The 18,956-nt window shown below is 53.5% G+C and carries 24 protein-coding genes; 13 read left to right on the forward strand and 11 right to left on the reverse strand.

What is annotated here, in order from left to right:
* Positions 1 to 3: 3 nt before the first annotated feature.
* The 5 genes from A3L09_RS08185 to gatD all read right to left on the reverse strand — a co-directional run bounded on the left by A3L09_RS08185 (position 4) and on the right by gatD (position 5,608).
* Positions 4 to 1,068 (reverse strand): glycosyltransferase family 2 protein, encoded by a 1,065-nt coding sequence (locus A3L09_RS08185; RefSeq protein WP_088858482.1) that lies wholly within the window; start codon positions 1,066 to 1,068, stop codon positions 4 to 6.
* A 32-nt stretch (positions 1,069 to 1,100) separates the two neighbouring features.
* Positions 1,101 to 1,760 (reverse strand): hypothetical protein, encoded by a 660-nt coding sequence (locus A3L09_RS08190; RefSeq protein WP_157727223.1) that lies wholly within the window; start codon positions 1,758 to 1,760, stop codon positions 1,101 to 1,103.
* Positions 1,761 to 1,854: 94 nt separating this feature from the next.
* On the reverse strand, positions 1,855 to 2,358 hold the full coding sequence (locus A3L09_RS08195) for a hypothetical protein (protein WP_157727224.1): 504 nt from the start codon (positions 2,356 to 2,358) through the stop codon (positions 1,855 to 1,857).
* 38 nt (positions 2,359 to 2,396) lie between these two features.
* Complete coding sequence (gene gatE / locus A3L09_RS08200) at positions 2,397 to 4,286, reverse strand: Glu-tRNA(Gln) amidotransferase subunit GatE (RefSeq protein WP_088858485.1); 1,890 nt, start codon at positions 4,284 to 4,286, stop codon at positions 2,397 to 2,399.
* Between the two features lie 5 nt (positions 4,287 to 4,291).
* Positions 4,292 to 5,608, reverse strand: coding sequence for a Glu-tRNA(Gln) amidotransferase subunit GatD (gatD, locus tag A3L09_RS08205; RefSeq protein ID WP_088858486.1), 1,317 nt, complete (start codon positions 5,606 to 5,608; stop codon positions 4,292 to 4,294).
* A 91-nt stretch (positions 5,609 to 5,699) separates the two neighbouring features.
* Here gatD and A3L09_RS08210 point away from each other — a divergent pair, with 91 nt between their 5' ends.
* The 5 genes from A3L09_RS08210 to A3L09_RS08230 are packed head-to-tail and all read left to right on the forward strand — an operon-like array spanning position 5,700 to position 8,305.
* Entirely contained in the window at positions 5,700 to 6,332 is a 633-nt protein-coding gene (locus A3L09_RS08210) for a translin family protein (RefSeq protein ID WP_088858487.1), read from the forward strand.
* The gene (locus tag A3L09_RS08215) at positions 6,313 to 6,915 is read left to right on the forward strand and encodes an endonuclease V (protein WP_088858488.1); all 603 of its coding nucleotides are present in this window, start codon (positions 6,313 to 6,315) and stop codon (positions 6,913 to 6,915) included. The genes A3L09_RS08210 and A3L09_RS08215 overlap by 20 nt, the downstream gene beginning before the upstream one ends.
* On the forward strand, positions 6,884 to 7,537 hold the full coding sequence (locus A3L09_RS08220; RefSeq protein WP_088858489.1) for a DUF120 domain-containing protein: 654 nt from the start codon (positions 6,884 to 6,886) through the stop codon (positions 7,535 to 7,537). Before A3L09_RS08215 ends, A3L09_RS08220 begins: the two co-directional genes overlap by 32 nt.
* Complete coding sequence (locus A3L09_RS08225; RefSeq protein WP_088858490.1) at positions 7,534 to 8,061, forward strand: hypothetical protein; 528 nt, start codon at positions 7,534 to 7,536, stop codon at positions 8,059 to 8,061. Before A3L09_RS08220 ends, A3L09_RS08225 begins: the two co-directional genes overlap by 4 nt.
* 34 nt (positions 8,062 to 8,095) lie before the next feature.
* Positions 8,096 to 8,305 (forward strand): PRC-barrel domain-containing protein, encoded by a 210-nt coding sequence (locus A3L09_RS08230; RefSeq protein ID WP_088858491.1) that lies wholly within the window; start codon positions 8,096 to 8,098, stop codon positions 8,303 to 8,305.
* Here the strand turns inward: A3L09_RS08230 and A3L09_RS08235 are convergent.
* A complete protein-coding gene (locus A3L09_RS08235) occupies positions 8,302 to 8,598 on the reverse strand; it encodes a transcriptional regulator (protein WP_088858492.1) in 297 nt (98 codons plus the stop codon). The two genes, A3L09_RS08230 and A3L09_RS08235, sit on opposite strands and share 4 nt — an antisense overlap.
* 46 nt (positions 8,599 to 8,644) lie before the next feature.
* Between A3L09_RS08235 and A3L09_RS08240 the strand changes: the two genes are divergently transcribed.
* The 7 genes from A3L09_RS08240 to A3L09_RS08270 all read left to right on the forward strand — a co-directional run bounded on the left by A3L09_RS08240 (position 8,645) and on the right by A3L09_RS08270 (position 13,057).
* Entirely contained in the window at positions 8,645 to 9,802 is a 1,158-nt protein-coding gene (locus A3L09_RS08240; protein WP_088858493.1) for a tRNA pseudouridine(54/55) synthase Pus10, read from the forward strand.
* 151 nt (positions 9,803 to 9,953) lie between these two features.
* Complete coding sequence (locus A3L09_RS08245; protein WP_088858494.1) at positions 9,954 to 10,250, forward strand: 50S ribosomal protein L21e; 297 nt, start codon at positions 9,954 to 9,956, stop codon at positions 10,248 to 10,250.
* A gap of 2 nt (positions 10,251 to 10,252) precedes the next feature.
* Entirely contained in the window at positions 10,253 to 10,621 is a 369-nt protein-coding gene (locus A3L09_RS08250; protein ID WP_088858495.1) for an RNA polymerase Rpb4 family protein, read from the forward strand.
* Positions 10,622 to 10,691: 70 nt separating this feature from the next.
* On the forward strand, positions 10,692 to 11,312 hold the full coding sequence (locus A3L09_RS08255) for a DUF655 domain-containing protein (protein WP_088858496.1): 621 nt from the start codon (positions 10,692 to 10,694) through the stop codon (positions 11,310 to 11,312).
* Complete coding sequence (rsmA, locus tag A3L09_RS08260) at positions 11,309 to 12,139, forward strand: 16S rRNA (adenine(1518)-N(6)/adenine(1519)-N(6))-dimethyltransferase RsmA (protein ID WP_088858497.1); 831 nt, start codon at positions 11,309 to 11,311, stop codon at positions 12,137 to 12,139. Before A3L09_RS08255 ends, rsmA begins: the two co-directional genes overlap by 4 nt.
* Before the next feature lie 104 nt (positions 12,140 to 12,243).
* The gene (gcvH, locus tag A3L09_RS08265) at positions 12,244 to 12,648 is read left to right on the forward strand and encodes a glycine cleavage system protein GcvH (protein ID WP_088858498.1); all 405 of its coding nucleotides are present in this window, start codon (positions 12,244 to 12,246) and stop codon (positions 12,646 to 12,648) included.
* 70 nt (positions 12,649 to 12,718) lie between these two features.
* Entirely contained in the window at positions 12,719 to 13,057 is a 339-nt protein-coding gene (locus tag A3L09_RS08270) for a DUF7132 family protein (RefSeq protein ID WP_088858499.1), read from the forward strand.
* Between the two features lie 268 nt (positions 13,058 to 13,325).
* Here the strand turns inward: A3L09_RS08270 and A3L09_RS08275 are convergent, their stop codons facing one another.
* Genes A3L09_RS08275 through A3L09_RS08285 form a run of 3 tightly spaced genes read right to left on the reverse strand, consistent with a single transcriptional unit; the run spans position 13,326 to position 16,190 of the window.
* Entirely contained in the window at positions 13,326 to 14,480 is a 1,155-nt protein-coding gene (locus tag A3L09_RS08275; protein ID WP_088858500.1) for a glycosyltransferase family 4 protein, read from the reverse strand.
* The gene (locus tag A3L09_RS08280; protein ID WP_232473511.1) at positions 14,477 to 15,403 is read right to left on the reverse strand and encodes a lysylphosphatidylglycerol synthase transmembrane domain-containing protein; all 927 of its coding nucleotides are present in this window, start codon (positions 15,401 to 15,403) and stop codon (positions 14,477 to 14,479) included. The genes A3L09_RS08275 and A3L09_RS08280 overlap by 4 nt, the downstream gene beginning before the upstream one ends.
* Positions 15,396 to 16,190 carry a UbiA prenyltransferase family protein gene (locus A3L09_RS08285; RefSeq protein ID WP_088858501.1) on the reverse strand — a complete coding sequence of 265 codons (795 nt, stop codon included), beginning with the start codon at positions 16,188 to 16,190 and terminating at the stop codon, positions 15,396 to 15,398. Before A3L09_RS08285 ends, A3L09_RS08280 begins: the two co-directional genes overlap by 8 nt.
* 91 nt (positions 16,191 to 16,281) lie before the next feature.
* On the opposite strand from A3L09_RS08285, the gene A3L09_RS08290 reads away from it, so the two are divergent.
* A complete protein-coding gene (locus A3L09_RS08290; protein ID WP_088858502.1) occupies positions 16,282 to 16,611 on the forward strand; it encodes a helix-turn-helix domain-containing protein in 330 nt (109 codons plus the stop codon).
* A gap of 22 nt (positions 16,612 to 16,633) precedes the next feature.
* Here A3L09_RS08290 and gltA read toward each other — a convergent pair whose 3' ends face one another.
* Both gltA and A3L09_RS08300 read right to left on the reverse strand, forming a co-directional pair.
* Entirely contained in the window at positions 16,634 to 18,079 is a 1,446-nt protein-coding gene (gltA, locus tag A3L09_RS08295) for an NADPH-dependent glutamate synthase (protein WP_088858503.1), read from the reverse strand.
* Entirely contained in the window at positions 18,079 to 18,954 is an 876-nt protein-coding gene (locus tag A3L09_RS08300; RefSeq protein WP_088858504.1) for a sulfide/dihydroorotate dehydrogenase-like FAD/NAD-binding protein, read from the reverse strand. Before A3L09_RS08300 ends, gltA begins: the two co-directional genes overlap by 1 nt.
* Positions 18,955 to 18,956: the final 2 nt, after the last annotated feature.

Consider the following 18,956-nt stretch of genomic DNA (forward strand, 5'->3'; position numbering starts at 1 on the left):
GATTCACTCCCATTCCACCGGTTCATCCTTTGCGAGCGCAAACTTTAGATAACCGTAGACGTGAAGCGAGAGGTAGAAAGCCGCCCAGAACCACAGGACAAATGGAAAGAGCAGGATTTCTCTAAGAAGGCCCCTTTCTTTCCACACGGCAACCGCCATCGTAAAGATTTCAAAGGCCAGAAAGACTGCCAGGAGAACCCACCTTCCCAGGGCCATTGCAGTGAGGGGAAAGAGAACGTCGGCAAGGGCAACCCCATCGCTTATCACCAGAAACGCTCTCTCCTTGAGGGGTCCGCTACCAAGCTTGGGAAGGTCCCCCAGGAACCACCTCCTCCTCTGCCTCCACAGTCTTCTGAGGGAAGTCGGCATCCTGACCCAGACCCTTGCATCGGGCGCGTAAACGACTCTTCCAAGCTCTTTGAGGGCAATTGTCGTCGCGTAGTCCTCGACCGGATCCTCAACAAAGCCCCCAACCTTCTCCAGAGCATCCCTCCTGAAGGCCGAAACCGGACCGGGAGCAAGGCTCAGATTATTGACCTCATGAGCCCTCCTGAAGATCGCTATCCTGAGGTGCTCTATATCCTGCGCCAGCTCCAAAAAACTCCCCGGAAAGACCCTGACCTGCCCGCCAACGGCGACCACATCCTCTCCATAAAACCTCTCGATGAGCCTTCCAACGGCCTTCTCATCCAGCCATCCATCGGCGTCGGTCGTAACGATGACTTCACCGGAAGCTACGCTGAGCCCCTTGTTCAGGGCATTCGCCTTCCCCGAGTGGGGAACTCTGATGACCTTCAGACGGGGATCGTTTATCGACGAAGCGACTTTGTACGTGTTATCAGTCGAACCGTCGTCGACAACTATGACCTCAATGTTGGGATAATCCTGTTCCAGAGCGGCTTTTGCTGCCCTGCCTATGTTATCCTCCTCGTTGTGGGCGGGTATAATAATGCTGACCTCGGGCTTCCATCCACGGGTGGAGTATCCCTTCCCAAAGCTCAGCAGGTACCTGAGAAAGAAGTGGCCGTCCCAAAGCAGGATCATCACGAGCATAGCTTCCGCTATCATCGCCCCATTATCTCTCATGGAGTTTAAAAGGCCTACTCAGCCTTTTCCTTTTTCTTTCCCAACCGAACCATCCTAACGACCTTAACGGTCTCCTTCCCAATTGGATCATTCGAGAGAACCTCAACACCCTTCAGATGGAGGAGCGAGAAGGGGTAGTCGAGGACGGCGTATATCAGGAGAGTAAGGGCAATGAGAAGGATGTACTGAAGCCAGAAATTGCTGGAGCTGACGAGCACCGAGAGAAGAAAGCTCCCCAGAAAGCTCACAGCAAAGTTTATTCCGGAGCGGTGCCTGTATCTCCTCCCGCCAATCCTCTTCCCCACTATCACCTTGAGAAGGGCCTCAAGTCCTTCCCTGCTCTTCACGTTGAAGAAGAGCGTGAACTCGGGCTTGAGTTCCCCTTCCGGTTTAAGGAACACCTGGGGAAACGCCAGGTAGAACATCCTGCTTGTTTCATCGGTAAGTTCGACTATCTCAATGGACTTTCTTGAGTAGAGCCCGTCGACATAGGAGGCGAGAACATCCGGATCGGGTTCGAGCAGTCTGACGAACTCAACTCCAGCGGTCTTGAAAAGGGCTTCCAGCTTTGATGTGCAAGCCGAAAGAAGGCCACATTTAATCCGGCTGTACATGAGGTACTTCCGTACTCCCCAGCTCAGGATAGCCCCAAGGGTTCTCTGCTTTAACGACATCGGAGTTTATACTACTGAAATTCTTAAAAACGTTGCCCGAACAAACATTTAAATGCCCCACAGTTCAAAAGCGGGGGATGATGAGCTATTTCCCTCACTCCGACCGGTGACGAGGAGCCGATGCTCTGACCCTCTTCTTTTTATAGCCCCTTACGATACCTCCAAAAACGCTGAAGAAAACACCAATGAATAGGAGCAAATTGTTTATCTCCGAGAGCATACGGTAGCGGTAGCCAGCGTAGGATAAAACCGCTATTCCTGCCAGGATCAGGGCACCACTCAGAGCTGACTTCTCTGAACTCCCACTGGTTATCTCTTTCGCCACCTTTGACAGGCCATTTTCCTTCTGAACAAGGAACTCGTAGGCCTCTCTGCACTGAAGTCCCTCGATCTTTCCCGAGACAACGTACACAACGGAGTAATCTCCAGCGCTGACCTTGAGAATCGTTATAACCTCTGAAGTCTGGGCGATCTGGAGAAGGGCATCGGTGAGAGTCTGGGCATCAGGCTCTAAAAGTTTGAGGTAGCCCTTTATATTGAGGTCTTTTGGCTCATCTTCCATGATGCAGTAGAGAACGATGAATCTGGCTTTCATCATCGCTCACAAGGGAAATAAAAGAAAAGGCCTTAAAAACCTCAGCTCGCCATCTCCTGAATCTTCTTCCTGACGAGAGAGCTCACAAGCTTTCCGTCGGCCCTTCCGCGGAGCTTCGCCATGGCCCTTCCCATTATCATGCCCATCGCTCCCATGCCCTTGGCTTTGATGACGTCAATGTTGGCCTGTACCACTTCATCGATGATTCTCTCCACCTCTTCCTCGCTGAGGAGGGTTAAGCCTTTCTCCTCTGCTACTCCCTTAGCCGTCTTCTCCGGGTGAAGGGCGAGCTCCTTGAATATCTCCTCAAAGGCCTCCTTGGCTATCTTTCCTTCGAGATATAGCTCAAAGGCCTCCCTGATGTGCTCATCGGTGACGTTCTCTATCGGAACCTCTTTCTTGAGGCCCTTGAGAACAACCACGAGTATTGAAGCGGCGAGCGAGGGTTTGACGCCCCTCTGAATAAGCTCCTCGAAGAGCTCATCGCGCTCATCGTTCACCAGCGTCTCGGCTAAGCTTCTGTCTATCTTGTACTCCTTAACATAGCGCTCAACCCTCTCCTGCGGGAGCTCAGGCAGGTTTGCCTTTATCCTCTCCTTCTCCTCAGGCGGGAGGAATATCGAGGGTATGTCCGTCTCTGGATACATCCTCGCCTTACCAGGAAGAGGACGCATGTATTGGGTGTTGCCGTCTGGCAGGGCCCTCCTCGTCTCCTCTGGGACGCCTTCGATTGCTTCCCTTGCCCTATTGAGGACTTCGCGGAGCGCGTTCTTGGCAGTCTCTTCCTCGGCGGCAACCAGAACGAAGGCGTCTTCCTCTCCCAACTCAAGTTTTTCGATAACAGCGTTAACCTCTAATTCTGTAATTCCATAATTCGGCAGTTCATCGATGTGGAATATTCCTTTCACGTACTTCTTGGCCCTGTCTGCCATCTCAGTTCCGAGCCTTCTCCCCGGCTGTACCTCCTTTCCGATGAGGCCGCGGAACTTGGGGAGCTTCACCGCGAGAACCTTGCCGCCCTTCTTTATTGCCCTAGCGATTATCTTCGAGCCCGTGTTCTGGAAGACATCTGTCACATCGTAGAACTCCTCTTTGAGATCCTCAGGCTTAACGCACCTCTTCTTCAGCTCGTCCCTTATCTTGAGCAGGTTGAGCTGTCTTTCAACTTCCCTCTCTATGATGAGCGGGATCATGTCGAGCTCCTGGACGCCCTTTATCTCGACCCTCGCTCCTCCCCTGATCGAGACGTTGAGGTCCTGCCTGATGGTTCCAAGACCGCGCTTGACCTTTCTGGTGGCCCTCAAAGCGTCGCCTATGTACTTGGCAACGACTTTAGCCTGCTCCGGGTGGTGTATGTCTGGAGTGGTACTTATCTCAACCAGCGGTATTCCAAGGCGGTCAAGGCGGTAGATTACCTCTTTCTCCTTCCTTTCGACGATTCTGCATGCGTCCTCCTCAAGGCAGACCGTCGGGATCCCCACGCTTCCCCAAGGGGTGTCAACCTTCCCGTTCATGGCAACTATTGCCGTCCTCTGGAAGCCGGAGACGTTGGAACCGTCTATAACGATTTTGCGCATGAAGTGAACTTCATCGACGGGCTTGGCGTTGAGGAGGTAGCTTATCTGGAGTGCCACCTCAAGGGCCTCCCTGTCCGGTCCCCTCGGCGGCTCCTCATCCATATAAACGAGGTCTGTAAGCTTATAGTTGCCCTCGTAGATGAACTTCTTTCCCTTCTTGAATTCCTCAAGGGCCGCTGGATCAATCTCCCCAAGCTCGCTCATCGTCGGCCTCAAACGGCGCTCAAAGGTGAAATCAACCTCGTCGCTTAGCTCGCTCGGGACTGGTGAAAACAGCTTCTTGGTATCAAGCTGTCTGTGAATCTCGAGACCGACCTTAAGGCCAAGCTCCTCGTAGTTAAACTTATCTGTCATCGTCATCACCTCAGGAAGGTGTCAAACCTCGTGTAGGGCGTTATCTCGCCGGCGTAGTTGGTCAACATCATCTTTTTCACTTCTCCAAGGTCATCGGTGTGTCCGAGAACCCAGCCGAGCTTGACGTAGGCCGTCTCTGGAAGCATGTCCTCGCAGGGTATAACTCCAGCCTTTAGGAGCCTCCTTCCGGTTGAGTAGACGTTGAGGTTAACCCTTCCGTAGAGGCACTGACTCGTCATGCATACGGCAACGCCGCTCTCAACGGCCCTCTCAATGGCAGGAATCATATCGTTGGGAGTGTGGCCTAGTCCTGTTCCCTCGAGGACGATTCCCTTGTAGCCTTTATCAACAAGGAACTCAAGGAGCTCGCTTGTTATGCCAGGATAGATTTTGAGTATGGCCACTCTCTCCTCAAACCTGTCGTCAACCTCAACTTCGCCCTCACTCCTCTTCCTGTAGTCGTCCCTGAGGTACTCAATCTTGCCATCCGGCCAGACCTTTGCTATCGGAACGTCGTTGATGCTCCTGAACGTGTCCCTCCTGCTCGTGTGCATCTTCCTGACCTTTGTGCCGCGGTGGGCCAGGCAGTAGGTATCGCCCGTCTCTCCGTGCATGACCACCATTACTTCAGCGGCATCGGCCGTCGCCATCCTCGTGGCGCAGATGAGGTTCGTTGCTGCGTCGCTGCTCGGCCTGTCGGAACTCCTCTGGGAGCCAACCAAGACAACGGGTTTGGTGAGGTTCCCCAGCATGAAGCTGAGTGCGGCTGAGGTGTAGCCCATCGTGTCCGTTCCGTGGGCAATGACAACGCCGTCCTCACCTGAGTTGAGGGCTTTGGCGGCTTCCCTGGCTATTCTCTTCCAGTACTCCGGCTTCATGTCCTCGCTCATTATGTTGAAGAGGAGCTTGGGTGTTATGTTCGCGATGTCGAATATTTCTGGAACGGCCTTAGCAAGCTCCTCCGCAGTGAAGGCCGCGTGAACGGCTCCAGTTTTGTAGTCTATCCTGCTCGCTATCGTTCCACCGGTTCCGAGGATGGTGACGTCTGGTAGCCCTTCCTTCCTCGGCAGGACTTCTCTGAACTCCATCTTGGGAGCTTCCTTCGCCTTCTCAACGACCTCGATGCTCTCTATTGCGTCTATCAGAACTCCGATGTTGTAGCCGTTGTCGAGCTTGATAGTCAGCGTCTCTCCCGGGGAGAGTTCGTAGGGAGGCATGACTATGCCTTCGTAGACTGTCCCGTCCTTTTCAACGACTTTTATCAGATCCCCGATTTTCAGACCGTTCTTCTTCATGAAAACATCGACTTTGCGCTCTCTCATATCCAACCCCCTCTAAAGTTCGTCGAGTACTATAAAACGCTACCGGAGGATGCCTTATAAGCCCTTTTTTCCTAACCCCGCTGGTGGTTGAATGGATCTGGAAGACATAGTCGAGGCCATAAGGCGCGAGCTTGATGAGAAGGACGCCTTACGGGAAGAGGCGCTTAGAATAACGAGGGAAATAGTGAGGCTGAGTGGGGACACGGTCAAGGCTATTCACCGAGGCGACATCCCCACAGCCAGAGCCCGCTTTGCGGAGGCAGAGGAGAGGGTTAGGAAGCTGAAGGAGAAGCTCAGGAATCATCCAGACCTCTATCACACGGGCTACGTCCAGAGTGCCCATCAGGAGTACGTCGAAGCGGCGCTTCTGCTGAGCTACGTAACGGGGGAGAGCTACCCACATCCAGGGGAGCTGGACGTCCCCAAGGCGGATTACGCCCTGGGGCTTGGAGACTTCATAGGGGAACTCAGGAGGTACTTCCTCCTCAGGCTTCTTGAGAACGATATGGAAAGGGCAGAGAGAGCTTATCGGGAGATGGAGAGGGTGTACAACGCACTGATGACCCTTGAATACCCCAAAGGGCTCGTTAACGTGAGGACCAAACAGGATCAGGCCAGACACATACTCGAGAGAACGCTTGAGGATCTCACGAGGGCAAAGTTCAGCATGAGGCTCGAAGAGAAGCTGAGAGCGGCGGTGGGAAATGGAGAGGATCCCCAGTGAACTTCTTGAGAAAATAGCCGAACTTCAGAGAAAGCTCGCCGAAAGGGTAGTTGAAAGACCGCTGGAGGTCTCAAAGGTCAGAACCGTTGGAGCAGTTGACGTCTCATACAAAAACGAGATGGCCAGAGCTGCTTTTGTCCTCTGCTCCTTCCCAGACTGCAAACTGCTGAAAAAGAGGGTTGTTAAAGTTGGGGTGAGTTTCCCATATATCTCAACCTTCTTCTTCCTCAGGGAAACGCGGCCGGTTCTCGTTGCAGTTGGACGGGAAAGACCGGACGTTCTGCTCGTTGAAGGCCACGGACGGGCGCATCCAAGAGGCTACGGCCTGGCCTCCCACATCGGCCTCGTTCTCGGAATTCCAACGATAGGGGTTGCCAAGAGGCCCCTAAGGGGCGCACCCAAAGGTTCCTGCGTAAAAGTCGGCAAGGCCTACGTTAGCGTCGGGCATCTCATCGACCTGCCTTCGGCAGTTGAGATAGTTAAGGCTTTAAGCCGGGGCGGCTATCCACTACCGCTCAGACTGGCCGACAGGCTTTCAAAGGGTGCTCAGCATGAAGCTCGAAAAAACTCAGGTTCTCATTGAACTGGCCCTTTTGGGGGCCGTAGGGGAAAAGAGGGGGGTAACGCTCAGAGAGCTCGCGAAGAGGTTCGAAGTTTCCCCCCAAACCGTCATGAGGCTCCTGGAGGAGCTCGAGGAGGAGGGCCTCATAACCCGCGAGGTTTCGGGCAGAAAAACCTACGTCGAAATAAGTGATGAGGGACTGGGTTTTCTTGAAGGCCTCTGCGAAAAGCTTGAGAAAGCTCTGTATCGGGGCATAATCCTCGGAGAGGTCGTCTCTGGACTGGGTGAGGGATCATACTACGTTAAGCTCTACAGCGAGAGGATAAGGGAGTACCTCGGGTTTGAACCCTATCCCGGAACCCTCAACGTGAGGGTCGTCTTCCCAAAAACGGTCTTCGACGCCTTGGTAAACGTGAGGCCCATCCTCATTCCCGGTTTCATTAAAGAAGGAAGAACATTCGGCGACGTCAGGGCATACCCGGTCGAGATAGATGGGATCAAAGGGGCGATAGTGGTCCCCTCAAGGACCGTTCATCCACCCAGGATAGCCGAGATAATAGCCCCCGTGAACTTGAGGAAGGCCCTTGGCCTCGGAGACGGCGACAGGGTAAAGATCAGGGCAGTGAAGGAGGCAGGGAAATGAAAAAGGAAGGACTTCAGAGGGCCCTCACAGGGGCAGGGATAGGAGTACTCGTTACCTTCCTGATAAGCCTGCACACGATACCCGAGACAACACCGGTAAAGGAGGTTTTTGTGATCTACACCTCGGGACTGATCGTAGGCGCCCTGGCATTCTGGTTCCTGAATTGGGAGTTCAGGGCATCTCCAGCGGCGTACGTTGGAGGCCTCTTAGCGATCTTCGCAATAACGGCGGTCTCGAAGGTATCGGACGTCACAATGACCAAGGTTTTCATAGTCATACTGCTCTCAGTGGCCATGCTGGGCGTTTCTCCACCCACAGGAGTCCTGGATACGCTGCTCTCAGGCCCGGCATACTTCGGGGGCGCTCTAACGGCGCTGGCGGTTGAAGGAGTCCTTGATATGCTCAAGAGCCTCGATACCATGGTCGGCACAGTTTTCGTCGGAGTAACTGGAACCATCGCGGCGTTTTTCACGACGGCTATACTCCTGCTGATCTCAACGAGATCCCGGAAACCTAAACCTTAAATATCCTGAAGGGCAAGATCCCCTGGTGGTTTAAATGGTGATGAGGCTCTCAAGGATATACGGCAAGCAGATATACAACACGAAGGGAAACTACGTGGGGTACGTTGACGAGGTTTTAATCGAGATAGACAGCGGGCACGGCAAGGTTCTGGCACTGGCCCTGCCGGGGGAGAAGGTCGGAATCCCCTACGAGAGGGTTATGGCGATAGGCGACATAATCCTCGTGAAGGCCAGAGAGGGTTAATCCCTAACCACTATTTTGAACCTTGGCTCTTCTATCCATTCCGACTTACAGCGTGGGCACTTAGAGGGCACCTTGATCTCCGGCTTGAAAACGAAGCCGCAGTTCCGGCACTCAGCGGGCTTTATGAGGAGAACCTTCCCCTCCCTTTTGAGGGTTCTCTGTATCGCCTTGAGATCTTCGAGGATGATCTTGATGGAACCCCTCCCCCTCATATCCAGGGCCTTGGCCAGCTCGCTGGGTGAATAGTCCCCTTCCTCCAAAAGGCTTATTATCCTCTGCCTTCTCGTCATCATGGGAGGAGATTGGAAACCATGGATTTAAACCTAACCGGTGTCGCAGATGATAGCGGAAAAAGCCGAAAAAATCCTCGAAAAGCACAACCTCTGCAACCACTGCTTGGGAAGGCTCTTTGCCAGTCTCGGGAAGGGCACGAACGAGGATAGGGGGAGGGCTATACGTTTTGTGATCAACATGGAGAGATCGGCCAGGGGACTGCCTCCCATCCAGGAGCCAGAGAAGTGTGAGCTGTGTGATAACGTTTTCGAGAGAATCCCAGGAATTGTTGAGGACATGAAGAGAGCGGCGGAGGGAGTGGAATTTGAAACTTTCCTCGTGGGTTCAAGGTTTCCCGATGGGGTCAAAGATAAAGAGAAGGTCATCTGGGAAGAGTTCGGGGTAGACACTGCCGAGCCGATAAACCGCGAGTTCAACCGCGAGCTTGGAAAGGCCTTTGGAAGGGCAACGGGGAAGGACACTTCAAAAAGCCCAGATGTCGTTTTCATAGTCGAGCCGTATTCGGGCAGAATTGAGCTCCAGATAAACCCGCTGTATGTCTACGGACGCTACAGGAAGCTGGTGAGGGGCATTCCGCAGACGCCGCTTCCAGACTTCGAGGAGAGCGTTGCCTCAATAATCTGCCGCCCGTTTTCCAGGATAACAGGTGGGAAGTGCGTATTCAAAGGGGCAGGAAGGGAGGACGTTGACGTTAGAATGCTCGGCAACGGGAGGCCCTTCATCCTCGAGATAAAGCGTCCGAAGAGGAGAAAGTTTGACCTCAAAGAGATAGTGAGGGAGATCAACGAGAGCGGGAAAGTTGAGGTACTGGATTTGAGGTTCACGACTCCAGACGAAGCGGAGAATGTGCTCTCAACGCCGCACCGGAAGGAGTACCTCGCGTTCGTGCTCGTCGAGGAGGGCGTAACCCCCGAAGAAGCCGAAGAAGTGGCCAAAAAGCTCAGGGGACTCGAAGTCCACCAGAGGACACCATGGCGCGTGAGGAAGGTCAGGGCAGATAAGGTGAGGGTTAGGAAGGTCCACGACGCCGAAGCGAGGTGGATAGACGGGAAGCACTTCGAGCTGAGGCTCGTCACGGACGGGGGCCTTTACATCAAAGAACTGATCTCAGGTGATAACGGACGGACGAAGCCGAGCGTGAGCGACCTTCTAGGGAAGAGGGCGTGGTGCGAGAGGCTCGACGTTTTGAACATACTCGACTGAAAGATTTATAAATGCCTCACCTGAGGCTTTAGTGATTCCCGGGCAAGGTTAGTTGGTAAACTGGAGCTAAAAGGCCGAAAACCCCGGGAAAATCGTGAAAAGCCGCATATATGTGTTTGGAGTCTCTACAGAACTGTGAGAGGTGGTTGAAATGGTCAAGAAAGCGCACAGCTTCAGGAGGAAGACTCGCGGGAAGCTCAGCAAGAGCCCAAGGAGAAAGGGCCTTCCCCCACTCACCAGGTTCCTCCAGGAGTTTGAGGTCGGGCAGAAGGTTCACATAGTCATAGAGCCAAGCTACCACAAGGGCATGCCCGACCCGAGGTTCCACGGAAGGACCGGAACGGTCGTCGGCAAGCGCGGCGATGCCTACATCGTTCAGCTCACCGACGGGGGCAAGGTCAAGACCTTCTTCATCCACCCGGTTCACCTCAGGCCCCAGAAGGGATGATTATGATCGGGAGGAAGAAGATCGAGGAGCACTACCTTACCCTCTCCGAGACAAAGGAGATCCTCGAACGCAGAAGGGCCCAGGGGATTGAGGAAAACCCCGAGGAGCCGATGTTTTACGAGGCAAGGGTCAGCCTCGAGCACGCTGAAAGGTTCGCCAAACTGAAGCCCGAGCAGGCTAGGGAGCTGAAGGAAAAGCTCCTCGACCTCTTCGAGTGGATGGACGAGAGGATAGCGGCGAAGCTCGTTGACCTCCTCCCCGAGGACTACTTTGACATCCGCGTGATATTCGCCAAGGAGGAGTATATGCCCACGAGGGAAGAGGCCGAGGAGATAATCAAGCTCCTCGACGAATACAGGCCGGTTGAGTAAGGCCCTCTTCTAAATTTTTTCCTCACAAAGTATAAAAACTCCGGGGGTTAAACTTTTTGGGGGAGAGAAGATGGACTACACGAGACGCCATCCCTATAGGGAAAGCCTTCAGAAAAAGAGGCACAATAAGGAGTACGAGGAGTACGCGTACGTTCTGGATTACCTCCCTGAAGGCTACACGGATATAAGCACCGGAAGGCGAACCGGAAAACCCGTCGCCCAGGTTATCGGAGAGAAGGCGTTCACCCTGCTCGAAGTCACGCCAAAATCAGACCTGATGCTCTATGAGAGGGTCTTCATAGGCAAGGGAGACAGGGATAAAATCCTCATGATAAACAAGAAGATAGGCTACGACGAACTCACCGCCACTGCAAAGGCCGAGCTTCCCTATGTTGTCAAAGAGATCGTGAAGAACAACGAGGAGCGCTTCGTCAAGTTCTTCAACATCGCCCCACCAATAACCAACAGGCTCCACAGCCTTGAGCTCCTGCCAGGAATAGGCAAAAAGCTCATGTGGGAGATCCTGGACGAGAGAAAGAAGGAGCCGTTTAAGAGCTTCGAAGACCTCAAGAACAGGGTCAAGGGCCTGCATGATCCCTGCGAGATGATAGCAAAGAGAATCGTGGAAGAGATAGAAGGCAAAGATCGTTACAGGCTCTTTGTGGGATCAAGGAGGCTCTTTAGGGAATGAGGGATCGCCTCTTCTATTTAATTTCCAAGTACAACCTCAACCCGAGGAAAGACCTTGGCCAGAACTTTTTAGTGGTGCCCGATATAATCGAGAGGAACATAGAACGGGCAGGGGTTTCAGAGAAGGATACGGTTCTTGAGATCGGGCCGGGTCTGGGCGTTCTGACGGACCCCCTCAGCAAAAGAGCGGGTAAGGTGTACGCCATCGAGAAGGACGGGAGGATAATCGAGATCCTCCAAAGGGAGTACGACTGGCCCAACGTGGAGATAATCCACGGCGATGCCGTCAAAGTTCCCTTTCCCGAGTTCAGCAAGGTAGTCTCCAACCTGCCTTACCAAATATCATCACCGGTTACCTTCAAGCTCCTGAAACACGAGTTTGAGAAGGGAGTTCTGATATACCAGCTGGAGTTCGCAGAGAGGATGGTGGCCAAACCTGGAGAGAAAAACTACTCCCGCCTCTCCCTCATGGTCCGCGCCAAGGCCCACGCAGAACTCGTCGAGAGGATAGGCAGGGGCGCTTTCTGGCCAAGGCCGAAAGTTGATTCTGCAGTGGTGATCCTTGAACCAAAGCCGCGGAAAGAGCGGATCGAACTCAGCGAAAACCTTGTGAAGGCCCTCTTCCAGCACAGGAGGAGCACTGTGGCAGCGGCACTCAAGAAGTCATCCCACATGATAGGAGCGGACAAATCGACAGTGCGGAGGATAATAGAGGGGATGCCTCACGCATCCAAGCGCGTGTTCCAGTTATCTCCGGAAGACGTTCTCGAAATCGAAAATCACATTAAGAACGAGGGAATGCCTCTGAACGGGATTAGAGAATCGTGAAGGGGAGTGGTTAAAGAGTACTTCCCTGGTAGGGCGGATAGACCTCATGAGCGGCCTTAGAAAGGTTTAAATGCCCAAAGTTGCAACGATGATCGGTGATGTTCATGATCGAAGTTGGCGAATACAAGGTTAAGGAGGGCCTTTACTACACCAAGGACCACGAGTGGGCCCAGGTCCTTGAGGATGGAACGGTTCTCGTTGGGATAAGCGACTACGCCCAGAAGGAGCTCGGCGACCTGGCTTACGTCGAGCTTCCCGAGGTCGGGGCGGAGTTCAACAAGGGGGACGTCCTCTGCGAGCTGGAGAGCGTCAAGGCCGTTTCCGAGGTCTACGCCCCGGTCAGCGGAGAGGTCATCGAGGTCAACGGGGAACTCGAGGACAGCCCGGAGCTCCTCAACGAGGATCCCTACGGAAACTGGATAGCCAAGCTCAAACCGAGCAATCTCGATGAGGAGCTCAAGGAGCTCATGGATGCGGAAGCTTATGCCGAATACCTCAAGAGCCTCTGATGGGCTCTCTCCTCTTCTCCTTATTCAGAACGTTTAAGTGCCCCTGCGCATACTTTCCTCGGTGATTCTCGTGAAAGTTTTGAAGGAATGGGACGTTAAGGTGAAGCTCGTAAAGACGAAGAGGGGAGCGATCCTGCACATGATAGAGCTCGAGCCCGGCCACTTCTACATCGAGCAGAACCCGCTGAAGGATTCAAAGTACGGTGTCGCGTACAGGAGGATAAAGGAGAACTTCCCGGAGTTCTACATGTTTTGGGAGATAAAGAACAACCGCTACACGGGAAAGCTTTTGGCCGGAGCGTTCCTTGAGAAGAAGGAGATAGACGACTTCGTTACCCAGCTGGCGAAGAGCGAGGACTACAAGAACTTTGAAGACGTAAAAGAGAAGGTTGAAGAGCTAGAAGAGTGAGCTCCGCTCTCTTTTATCATCATTTCCCGTCGGTTCAGATACCCTAGAGCTCGTCATCGCTCGTTTTCATTTTTGCAGGAGAGTTAAAAGGGTAGTGGCTCGGCCAGTATGCCCTTCCTTACCCCCGGCCACTCCGAGGCTCGTCATCACCGGCTCGTTCTACCCAAATTAGCATTGATAAACCCCTCGAAACCCTTATAACTTCTGCCCCAGAAGTTAACTTCTGGGGTGGTAGTTGTAGCTAGACACGGCCAAGCCCGAGTCCAAGTTATAACCTGTTTAACGCATCCTCATACACATTTTCAATGTCCCCCGCAACGACTCTCCACGAATAGCGGTTCTCTACGGCTTTTCTTCCAGCCTCTCCAAACTTCCCAGCAAGCTCTTTATCATGGAGAAGCTTTAAGATCGCTTCAGCGAGCGCAAACTCGTCGCCGGGCGGCACAAGGATGCCGCTTCCGCTTTCTCCAACCACCTCGGGTATCCCGCCGACGGTTGTCGTGACAACAGGAACAGCCGAGGCCATCGCTTCAAGTATGACTATACCAAAGGCCTCCGCCGTTGTCGAGGGTAGAACAAAAACATCTGCAGAGGCGTAGAGCTTGGGGAGAAGTTCATTGGGAACGTAACCCATAAACCTCACGCGGTCTTCGATGTTCAGGAACTTGGCACGTGCCTTCAGGAATGGAAGCATCTCGCCGGAGCCAACCATTACCAGCGTGGCATCGTCCTCTTCTCGTGCTATGTTCTGGAAAGCATTGAGGAGCACGTGCGGCCCTTTTCTGGGGGACATCCTACTAACGTAGAGAACGACGTCTCCATTAATCCCGAGCTCTTCTTTTACCATCTCCTTCTCTTTCTCACTTATCGGCCTAAAGAACTCGTCATCGACACCGTTGGGGATTACCCTAACTGGAGAGTCAGTAAAGTGCTCTATGAACGCCTTTGCGGCCTTGCTCACAGCGATTATCTCATGAGGATATTTGAGGTAGTGGCTGAAGAGAGGGAAGGTCAATCCAAGGGCATCCCACAGAGAGGACTCGTGAGAAAACGATATGCTGTGAGTCGTGAGCAGTGTAGCCTTTCCGAGCGCCCTTCCCGCCTTGACGGCCTTCAGTGAGAGGGGCGTGAATGCATGATGAGCGTGGACAACCTCGAAATCCCCAAGGAACTCACCCAGCTCAAGGTTTGATTTCAGGCCGTATGTTATGTTTATTCCGAGCACCGGGCTGACAATACCCGGAATCTTCACAAGCCCGATTCCCAGCTCCTCAAGCTCCTCCTCCTTCCCTGTATTCAGGTCGTTGGTCACTATTGAAACATCGTGGCCACGCTTTTTCAGATAGATGGCAAGCTGATGCATGTGGGTGGCAACACCGCCGATTTTTGGATAATACCAGTCACTAACAAGAGCAATTTTCATTTTCCAGCACCTCCACCAACGCTACGATAAAAAGCCACTGCACCGACTATCGAGTAAACGTACTGAAAGATGAACTTGTAGGTGAAAGCGGTGAGAGTGGCTTTTGTTGATGCTCCTATTCCAACGACTATCCCCATCTCATTGGCCCCAAAGCCGCTAGGGATACCCGCTAGAGAAGCGAACAGGACGCTCATGATGAAACCGTAGAGCGCCCGGCCAAGTGAAACCTCCAATCCAAACGCCCTCCCAACTGCTACTATGCCGAAAACTTGGAGCAAAATTACAGCCAGGGAGAGGAGAAACGAGAGAAAAAATGCTTTTCTGTTCTCCTTTGCTCTCTTCCATCCAGTGTATCCCCTCTTAAGATAGCTTCTTAGCAGTGTTGTGAGCCCCTTTAGGCCAGAATTCCCCCAGAAAGCCAAGAGAGAGTCCAAGACTCTGTAAAGGCCTTCCTCCCAGATCAGAGAAAGGAGGACAAGCACAAGGACGACAAGACCCAGCTTCGTGAAGCCCACGAACACAAACGCCATTGAGAGCAGGACGACAACTTCCGTTGTGATGCCGATTGCCAGAGCTGAGAGAGCTTTGAAGTAGTCCCCTCCCACCAGCTTGACCTTCGTCGCGTGTCCAACGCTCGGAGGAAGAATAGTCATGAGGTAATATCCGCTGAGGAATGCCCTCAGCGTCTTTTTAAATGGGGTCTCCTGCACCTCGCGGAGGAAGATGTGCCACCTGAGAACGGAGAGCAGTACCGTCAAAAGGGAAAGACAGAACGCCAGGAGGAGGTACTCAGGAGAGGCCGTTTTCATGGCTAACTCAAGTTCTTCAAGGTCGGTATGCCTGTAGAGGTACCCAAGGGAAATTAGGAGGGCAAGAACGGAGAGGACCTTTCTTTTCCAGCCTGCCAAAGATACCTCACCCACCGAGCATCACCCTAGCTGTGTGTGCAACTAAGAGGGCCAGCATGAGGGCATCGAGAGCTCTGTAGTTCACCTTCAGGCGGAGTGCCAGGGTTCCAAATGCCCCGAGAGGAGTAAGAGCCACCATCAGCAGGATAATCGACGCCCATGAAAAGGTCACAACAAGCTTTTCCGAGACCTTTTTCCCGAGCACCACAGGTGTCGTTTTGAGACCCGCTTTCAGGTCGCTTTCGTAGTCACCGAGGTGGTTCCTGAGCTCCAGAGCAAAGGAGTACAGCGTGACGCTGAGAGCTATAAGTGCCTCGATGGATGAGATTCTCCCGTCTATTGAAGCCCCGTATAGGAAGGGAAGCCCTCCGAAAAAGAGACCGTGGGAGAGCACATCGATTATAGGTCTCGCCTTCAGCCTCGGTGGTGCAGAGTAGATGGTCGCGAGGGCCGTCATGAGAACGTAAATGGCGAACATAACCGGGTTAGTTTTGGACGCGATTAACACGCCGAGCAAGGAGAGAACGATGGAAAGGGTCAATCCCCCTGCAAAGCTAAGCTCCCCGCTGGCTATCGGATTTTTCTTAACCTTGTCGGGGTTTAGGGAGTCGGTGTCCACGTCGAAGCAGTTGTTTATTGAGAACGCATACCATACAAAGAGCACTCCAGCTGTAAACGCCAGTAATGCCTTATCAAGGCTAACCCACTTCGCGTTCATCAGTATCGCCAGACCGATGAGACCGATGTACGCCCTGCCCTCAAGCGGTCTAAGGTTCCTTACAATCGCTGAGACAGATGTCATAGACCTCACCAAAAGACCCTTGAAGAAAAGGTTATAAACCTTTCCACCAATTAGGTAACAGTTATGAAAAGAAATCTTCAGGGGTTGTATCATGGAGGACGTACTTCGTTCCCTCACCAAGGCCCTAAAATTGTTCGAGCTTGGTGAAACGGAGATAAGGATATACTCCCTTCTTCAGTCGGAAGAGCTAACGCCCAGACAGATAGCCAAAAGGCTTGACATCTCTGAAAGGGTAGTCCGCGAAAAGCTGAAACATCTCCTCCAGCTCGGCCTCATCGAGCGCCAACTCGTAGATCGCGGGTGGCTTGGATACATCTACTACGCAAAAAATCCAGGGGAAGCCATTAACGAACTCCTAAAGAGACTTGAGAATGTCCTTCAGAACATCGAAGAAACAACAGCCCGGAACTTAAAAGGATAAACACAAGAGGGATAAGGAAAAATCAGGCGTTCTGCTCTTCCCTCTTCTTCGTGAGGTACTCGTGGATGGCCTTGGCGGCCCTCCTTCCGTCACCCATGGCCAAGATGACGGTTGCCTCGCCCCTGATGGCGTCGCCACCGGCGAAAACTCCAGGAATGCTGGTCATCATGCTCTCGTCAACGACTATCCTTCCGCGCTCGACCTTGAGGCCTGGGGTGTTGATGATGAGCCTGTTCGGGTGCTTCCCTATGGCGATGATGACTGTGTCGGCTTCGAGCGTAACGTACTCGCCTGTTCCCACTATCTTCCTCTTGCCGCGAGCATCGCGCTCCTCGAGGGCCTTCATCTTCTCGAACTTGACTGCCTTGACCTTGCCGTTCTCGTCGCCTATGAACTCCACCGGGTTGATGAAGTACTCGAACTTTATGCCCTCCTCCTTGGCGTGGTGGACTTCCTCGATCCTAGCACTTACGTCCTCCTCTCCCCTGCGGTAGGCTATGGTCACCTCGGCACCGAAGCGCCTCGCCGAACGAGCGGCGTCCATTGCGGTGTTTCCGGCGCCGATGACGATAACCTTCTTTCCAACGTAGACAGGAGTGTCGTACTCGGGGAAGAGGTAGGCCTTCATGAGGTTGACCCTCGTGAGGAACTCGTTGGCGGTGTAGATTCCGTTGAGGTTGATTCCCGGGGCGTTGACGAGCCTCGGGGTTCCGGCACCAGAGCCAATGAAGACCGCGTCATACTCCTGGAGGAGCTCCTCTATGGTGACTGTCCTTCCGACAACGTGGTCGGTGAGGATTCTAACGCCGAGCTTCCTGAGCTTCTCAATTTCCTTTTCCACTATCTCCTTCGGGAGCCTGAACTCGGGGATGCCGTACATGAGAACTCCTCCGGGCTCGTGGAGGGCCTCGTAGATGGTGACGTCGTAGCCGAGCTTCGCCAGTTCGCCAGCGGCGGTGAGGCCAGCGGGCCCAGCGCCGATTATGGCAACCTTCTGACCCTTCTTCTCGATCTTCGGGATTATCTCGAAGAGAAGCTCCTCGTCAATGCCCTTCTCGCGTGCGTAGTCGGCGACGAAACGCTCAAGCTTGCCGATGTTTATCTTGTCGCCGACCTTGCCCATGACACAGTTCTTCTCACACTGATCCTCCTGCGGGCAGACACGGCCAGTTGTGGCCGGGAGAGAGTTGCAGGCCCAGATGACGTTGAGGGCTTCCTTAACTGCCTTGTCCGGGTTGTCGCGGTACTCAACGAGCTTGCTTATGAAGCCGGGGATGTTGATGTGAACGGGACAGCCCTTAATACATGGTGCGTAGTCGTAGGGACACTGAAGGCACCTCTCTGCCTCCTTTACGGCCAGCTCAAAGGTGTATCCAAGGTTAACCTCAACGAAGCTTTTGATTCTCTCCTCCGGAGGCCTCTCCGGAGTGGGAACGCGCTCCTTAATGAGTTTCCTTCTAACCGCCATCACTGCTCACCTCCCTGGGCCTGGAGCCCCTTGAGGTAGTGTTCCATGGCCAGCCTCTCCATCGGGGCATAGAAACCGGTCCTGTGTATCAGCTCGTCCCAGTCGACCTTGTAGGCATCGAACCCAGGCCCGTCGATACACGCGAACTTAACCTCCCCACCTACGGTAACACGGCAGGCACCGCACATTCCCGTTGCGTCGACCATTATCGGGTGAAGGTCGGAGTGCATCGGGATTCCATACTCCTTAACGACGTTGAATATGGCCTTCTGGCCACCGGCCGGGCCGACGGTGAGAACCATGTCGAAGTGCTCGTTCTCAAGGAGTCCCTTAACCCTAGCAACGGCCCTCTTAACGAGCTCCTGAGCTATCTCGCTCATTCCCCAACCTTCCTGAAGGTCGAACCCCTCAACAATGTGCCTTGAAACGGCGTTCTCAAAGTCTTCCTTGAGGATAACCATAGGGTTCGGGGTAACGTGGAGCGTTGTAACGTCGTTTCCGAGCTCCTGCCAGGCCTTAGCTATCGGGAAGACCTCAACCATTCCGGTTATGAGACCCACAGCAAGAACCTTACCGTACTTTTTCATCGGAGCGGGGTTTCCAAGCGGGCCTGCGACGTTGAGGATCTCATCACCGGGCTTGAGCTCGTTGGCCATCCTCATGGTCGTTTTTCCGCGGACGAAGGTGATGAGGGTTATCCAACCCTCTTCCCTGTCCCAGGTAACCGGGGTTAGGGGAATCCTCTCGCCGTTGGGAAATGCCCTGACTATGACGAACTGCCCAGGCTGCACTTTCTTCGCCACGTGGGGTGCCTGTATCTTGTACCAGACCTCGTTCATGGCGAGCTCCTTCTTGTCGAGTATCTTGTAAGGCATGA

The organism is Thermococcus profundus (genome assembly GCF_002214585.1).
GTDB lineage: Archaea > Methanobacteriota_B > Thermococci > Thermococcales > Thermococcaceae > Thermococcus > Thermococcus profundus.

Coding starts and splice junctions, on each gene's coding strand:
- A3L09_RS08195 (WP_157727224.1), bottom strand. CDS start 2,358: ATGATGAAAGCCAGATTCATCGTTCTCTACTGCATCATGGAAGATGAG.
- A3L09_RS08245 (WP_088858494.1), top strand. CDS start 9,954: ATGGTCAAGAAAGCGCACAGCTTCAGGAGGAAGACTCGCGGGAAGCTC.
- A3L09_RS08230 (WP_088858491.1), top strand. CDS start 8,096: ATGGTGATGAGGCTCTCAAGGATATACGGCAAGCAGATATACAACACG.
- A3L09_RS08275 (WP_088858500.1), bottom strand. CDS start 14,480: ATGAAAATTGCTCTTGTTAGTGACTGGTATTATCCAAAAATCGGCGGT.
- A3L09_RS08225 (WP_088858490.1), top strand. CDS start 7,534: ATGAAAAAGGAAGGACTTCAGAGGGCCCTCACAGGGGCAGGGATAGGA.
- A3L09_RS08215 (WP_088858488.1), top strand. CDS start 6,313: ATGGAGAGGATCCCCAGTGAACTTCTTGAGAAAATAGCCGAACTTCAG.
- A3L09_RS08220 (WP_088858489.1), top strand. CDS start 6,884: ATGAAGCTCGAAAAAACTCAGGTTCTCATTGAACTGGCCCTTTTGGGG.
- A3L09_RS08210 (WP_088858487.1), top strand. CDS start 5,700: ATGGATCTGGAAGACATAGTCGAGGCCATAAGGCGCGAGCTTGATGAG.
- A3L09_RS08235 (WP_088858492.1), bottom strand. CDS start 8,598: ATGATGACGAGAAGGCAGAGGATAATAAGCCTTTTGGAGGAAGGGGAC.
- A3L09_RS08185 (WP_088858482.1), bottom strand. CDS start 1,068: ATGATAGCGGAAGCTATGCTCGTGATGATCCTGCTTTGGGACGGCCAC.
- A3L09_RS08290 (WP_088858502.1), top strand. CDS start 16,282: ATGGAGGACGTACTTCGTTCCCTCACCAAGGCCCTAAAATTGTTCGAG.
- rsmA (WP_088858497.1), top strand. CDS start 11,309: ATGAGGGATCGCCTCTTCTATTTAATTTCCAAGTACAACCTCAACCCG.
- gltA (WP_088858503.1), bottom strand. CDS start 18,079: ATGGCGGTTAGAAGGAAACTCATTAAGGAGCGCGTTCCCACTCCGGAG.
- gatD (WP_088858486.1), bottom strand. CDS start 5,608: ATGAGAGAGCGCAAAGTCGATGTTTTCATGAAGAAGAACGGTCTGAAA.
- gatE (WP_088858485.1), bottom strand. CDS start 4,286: ATGACAGATAAGTTTAACTACGAGGAGCTTGGCCTTAAGGTCGGTCTC.
- A3L09_RS08300 (WP_088858504.1), bottom strand. CDS start 18,954: ATGCCTTACAAGATACTCGACAAGAAGGAGCTCGCCATGAACGAGGTC.
- gcvH (WP_088858498.1), top strand. CDS start 12,244: ATGATCGAAGTTGGCGAATACAAGGTTAAGGAGGGCCTTTACTACACC.
- A3L09_RS08240 (WP_088858493.1), top strand. CDS start 8,645: ATGATAGCGGAAAAAGCCGAAAAAATCCTCGAAAAGCACAACCTCTGC.
- A3L09_RS08190 (WP_157727223.1), bottom strand. CDS start 1,760: ATGTCGTTAAAGCAGAGAACCCTTGGGGCTATCCTGAGCTGGGGAGTA.
- A3L09_RS08255 (WP_088858496.1), top strand. CDS start 10,692: ATGGACTACACGAGACGCCATCCCTATAGGGAAAGCCTTCAGAAAAAG.
- A3L09_RS08250 (WP_088858495.1), top strand. CDS start 10,253: ATGATCGGGAGGAAGAAGATCGAGGAGCACTACCTTACCCTCTCCGAG.
- A3L09_RS08285 (WP_088858501.1), bottom strand. CDS start 16,190: ATGACATCTGTCTCAGCGATTGTAAGGAACCTTAGACCGCTTGAGGGC.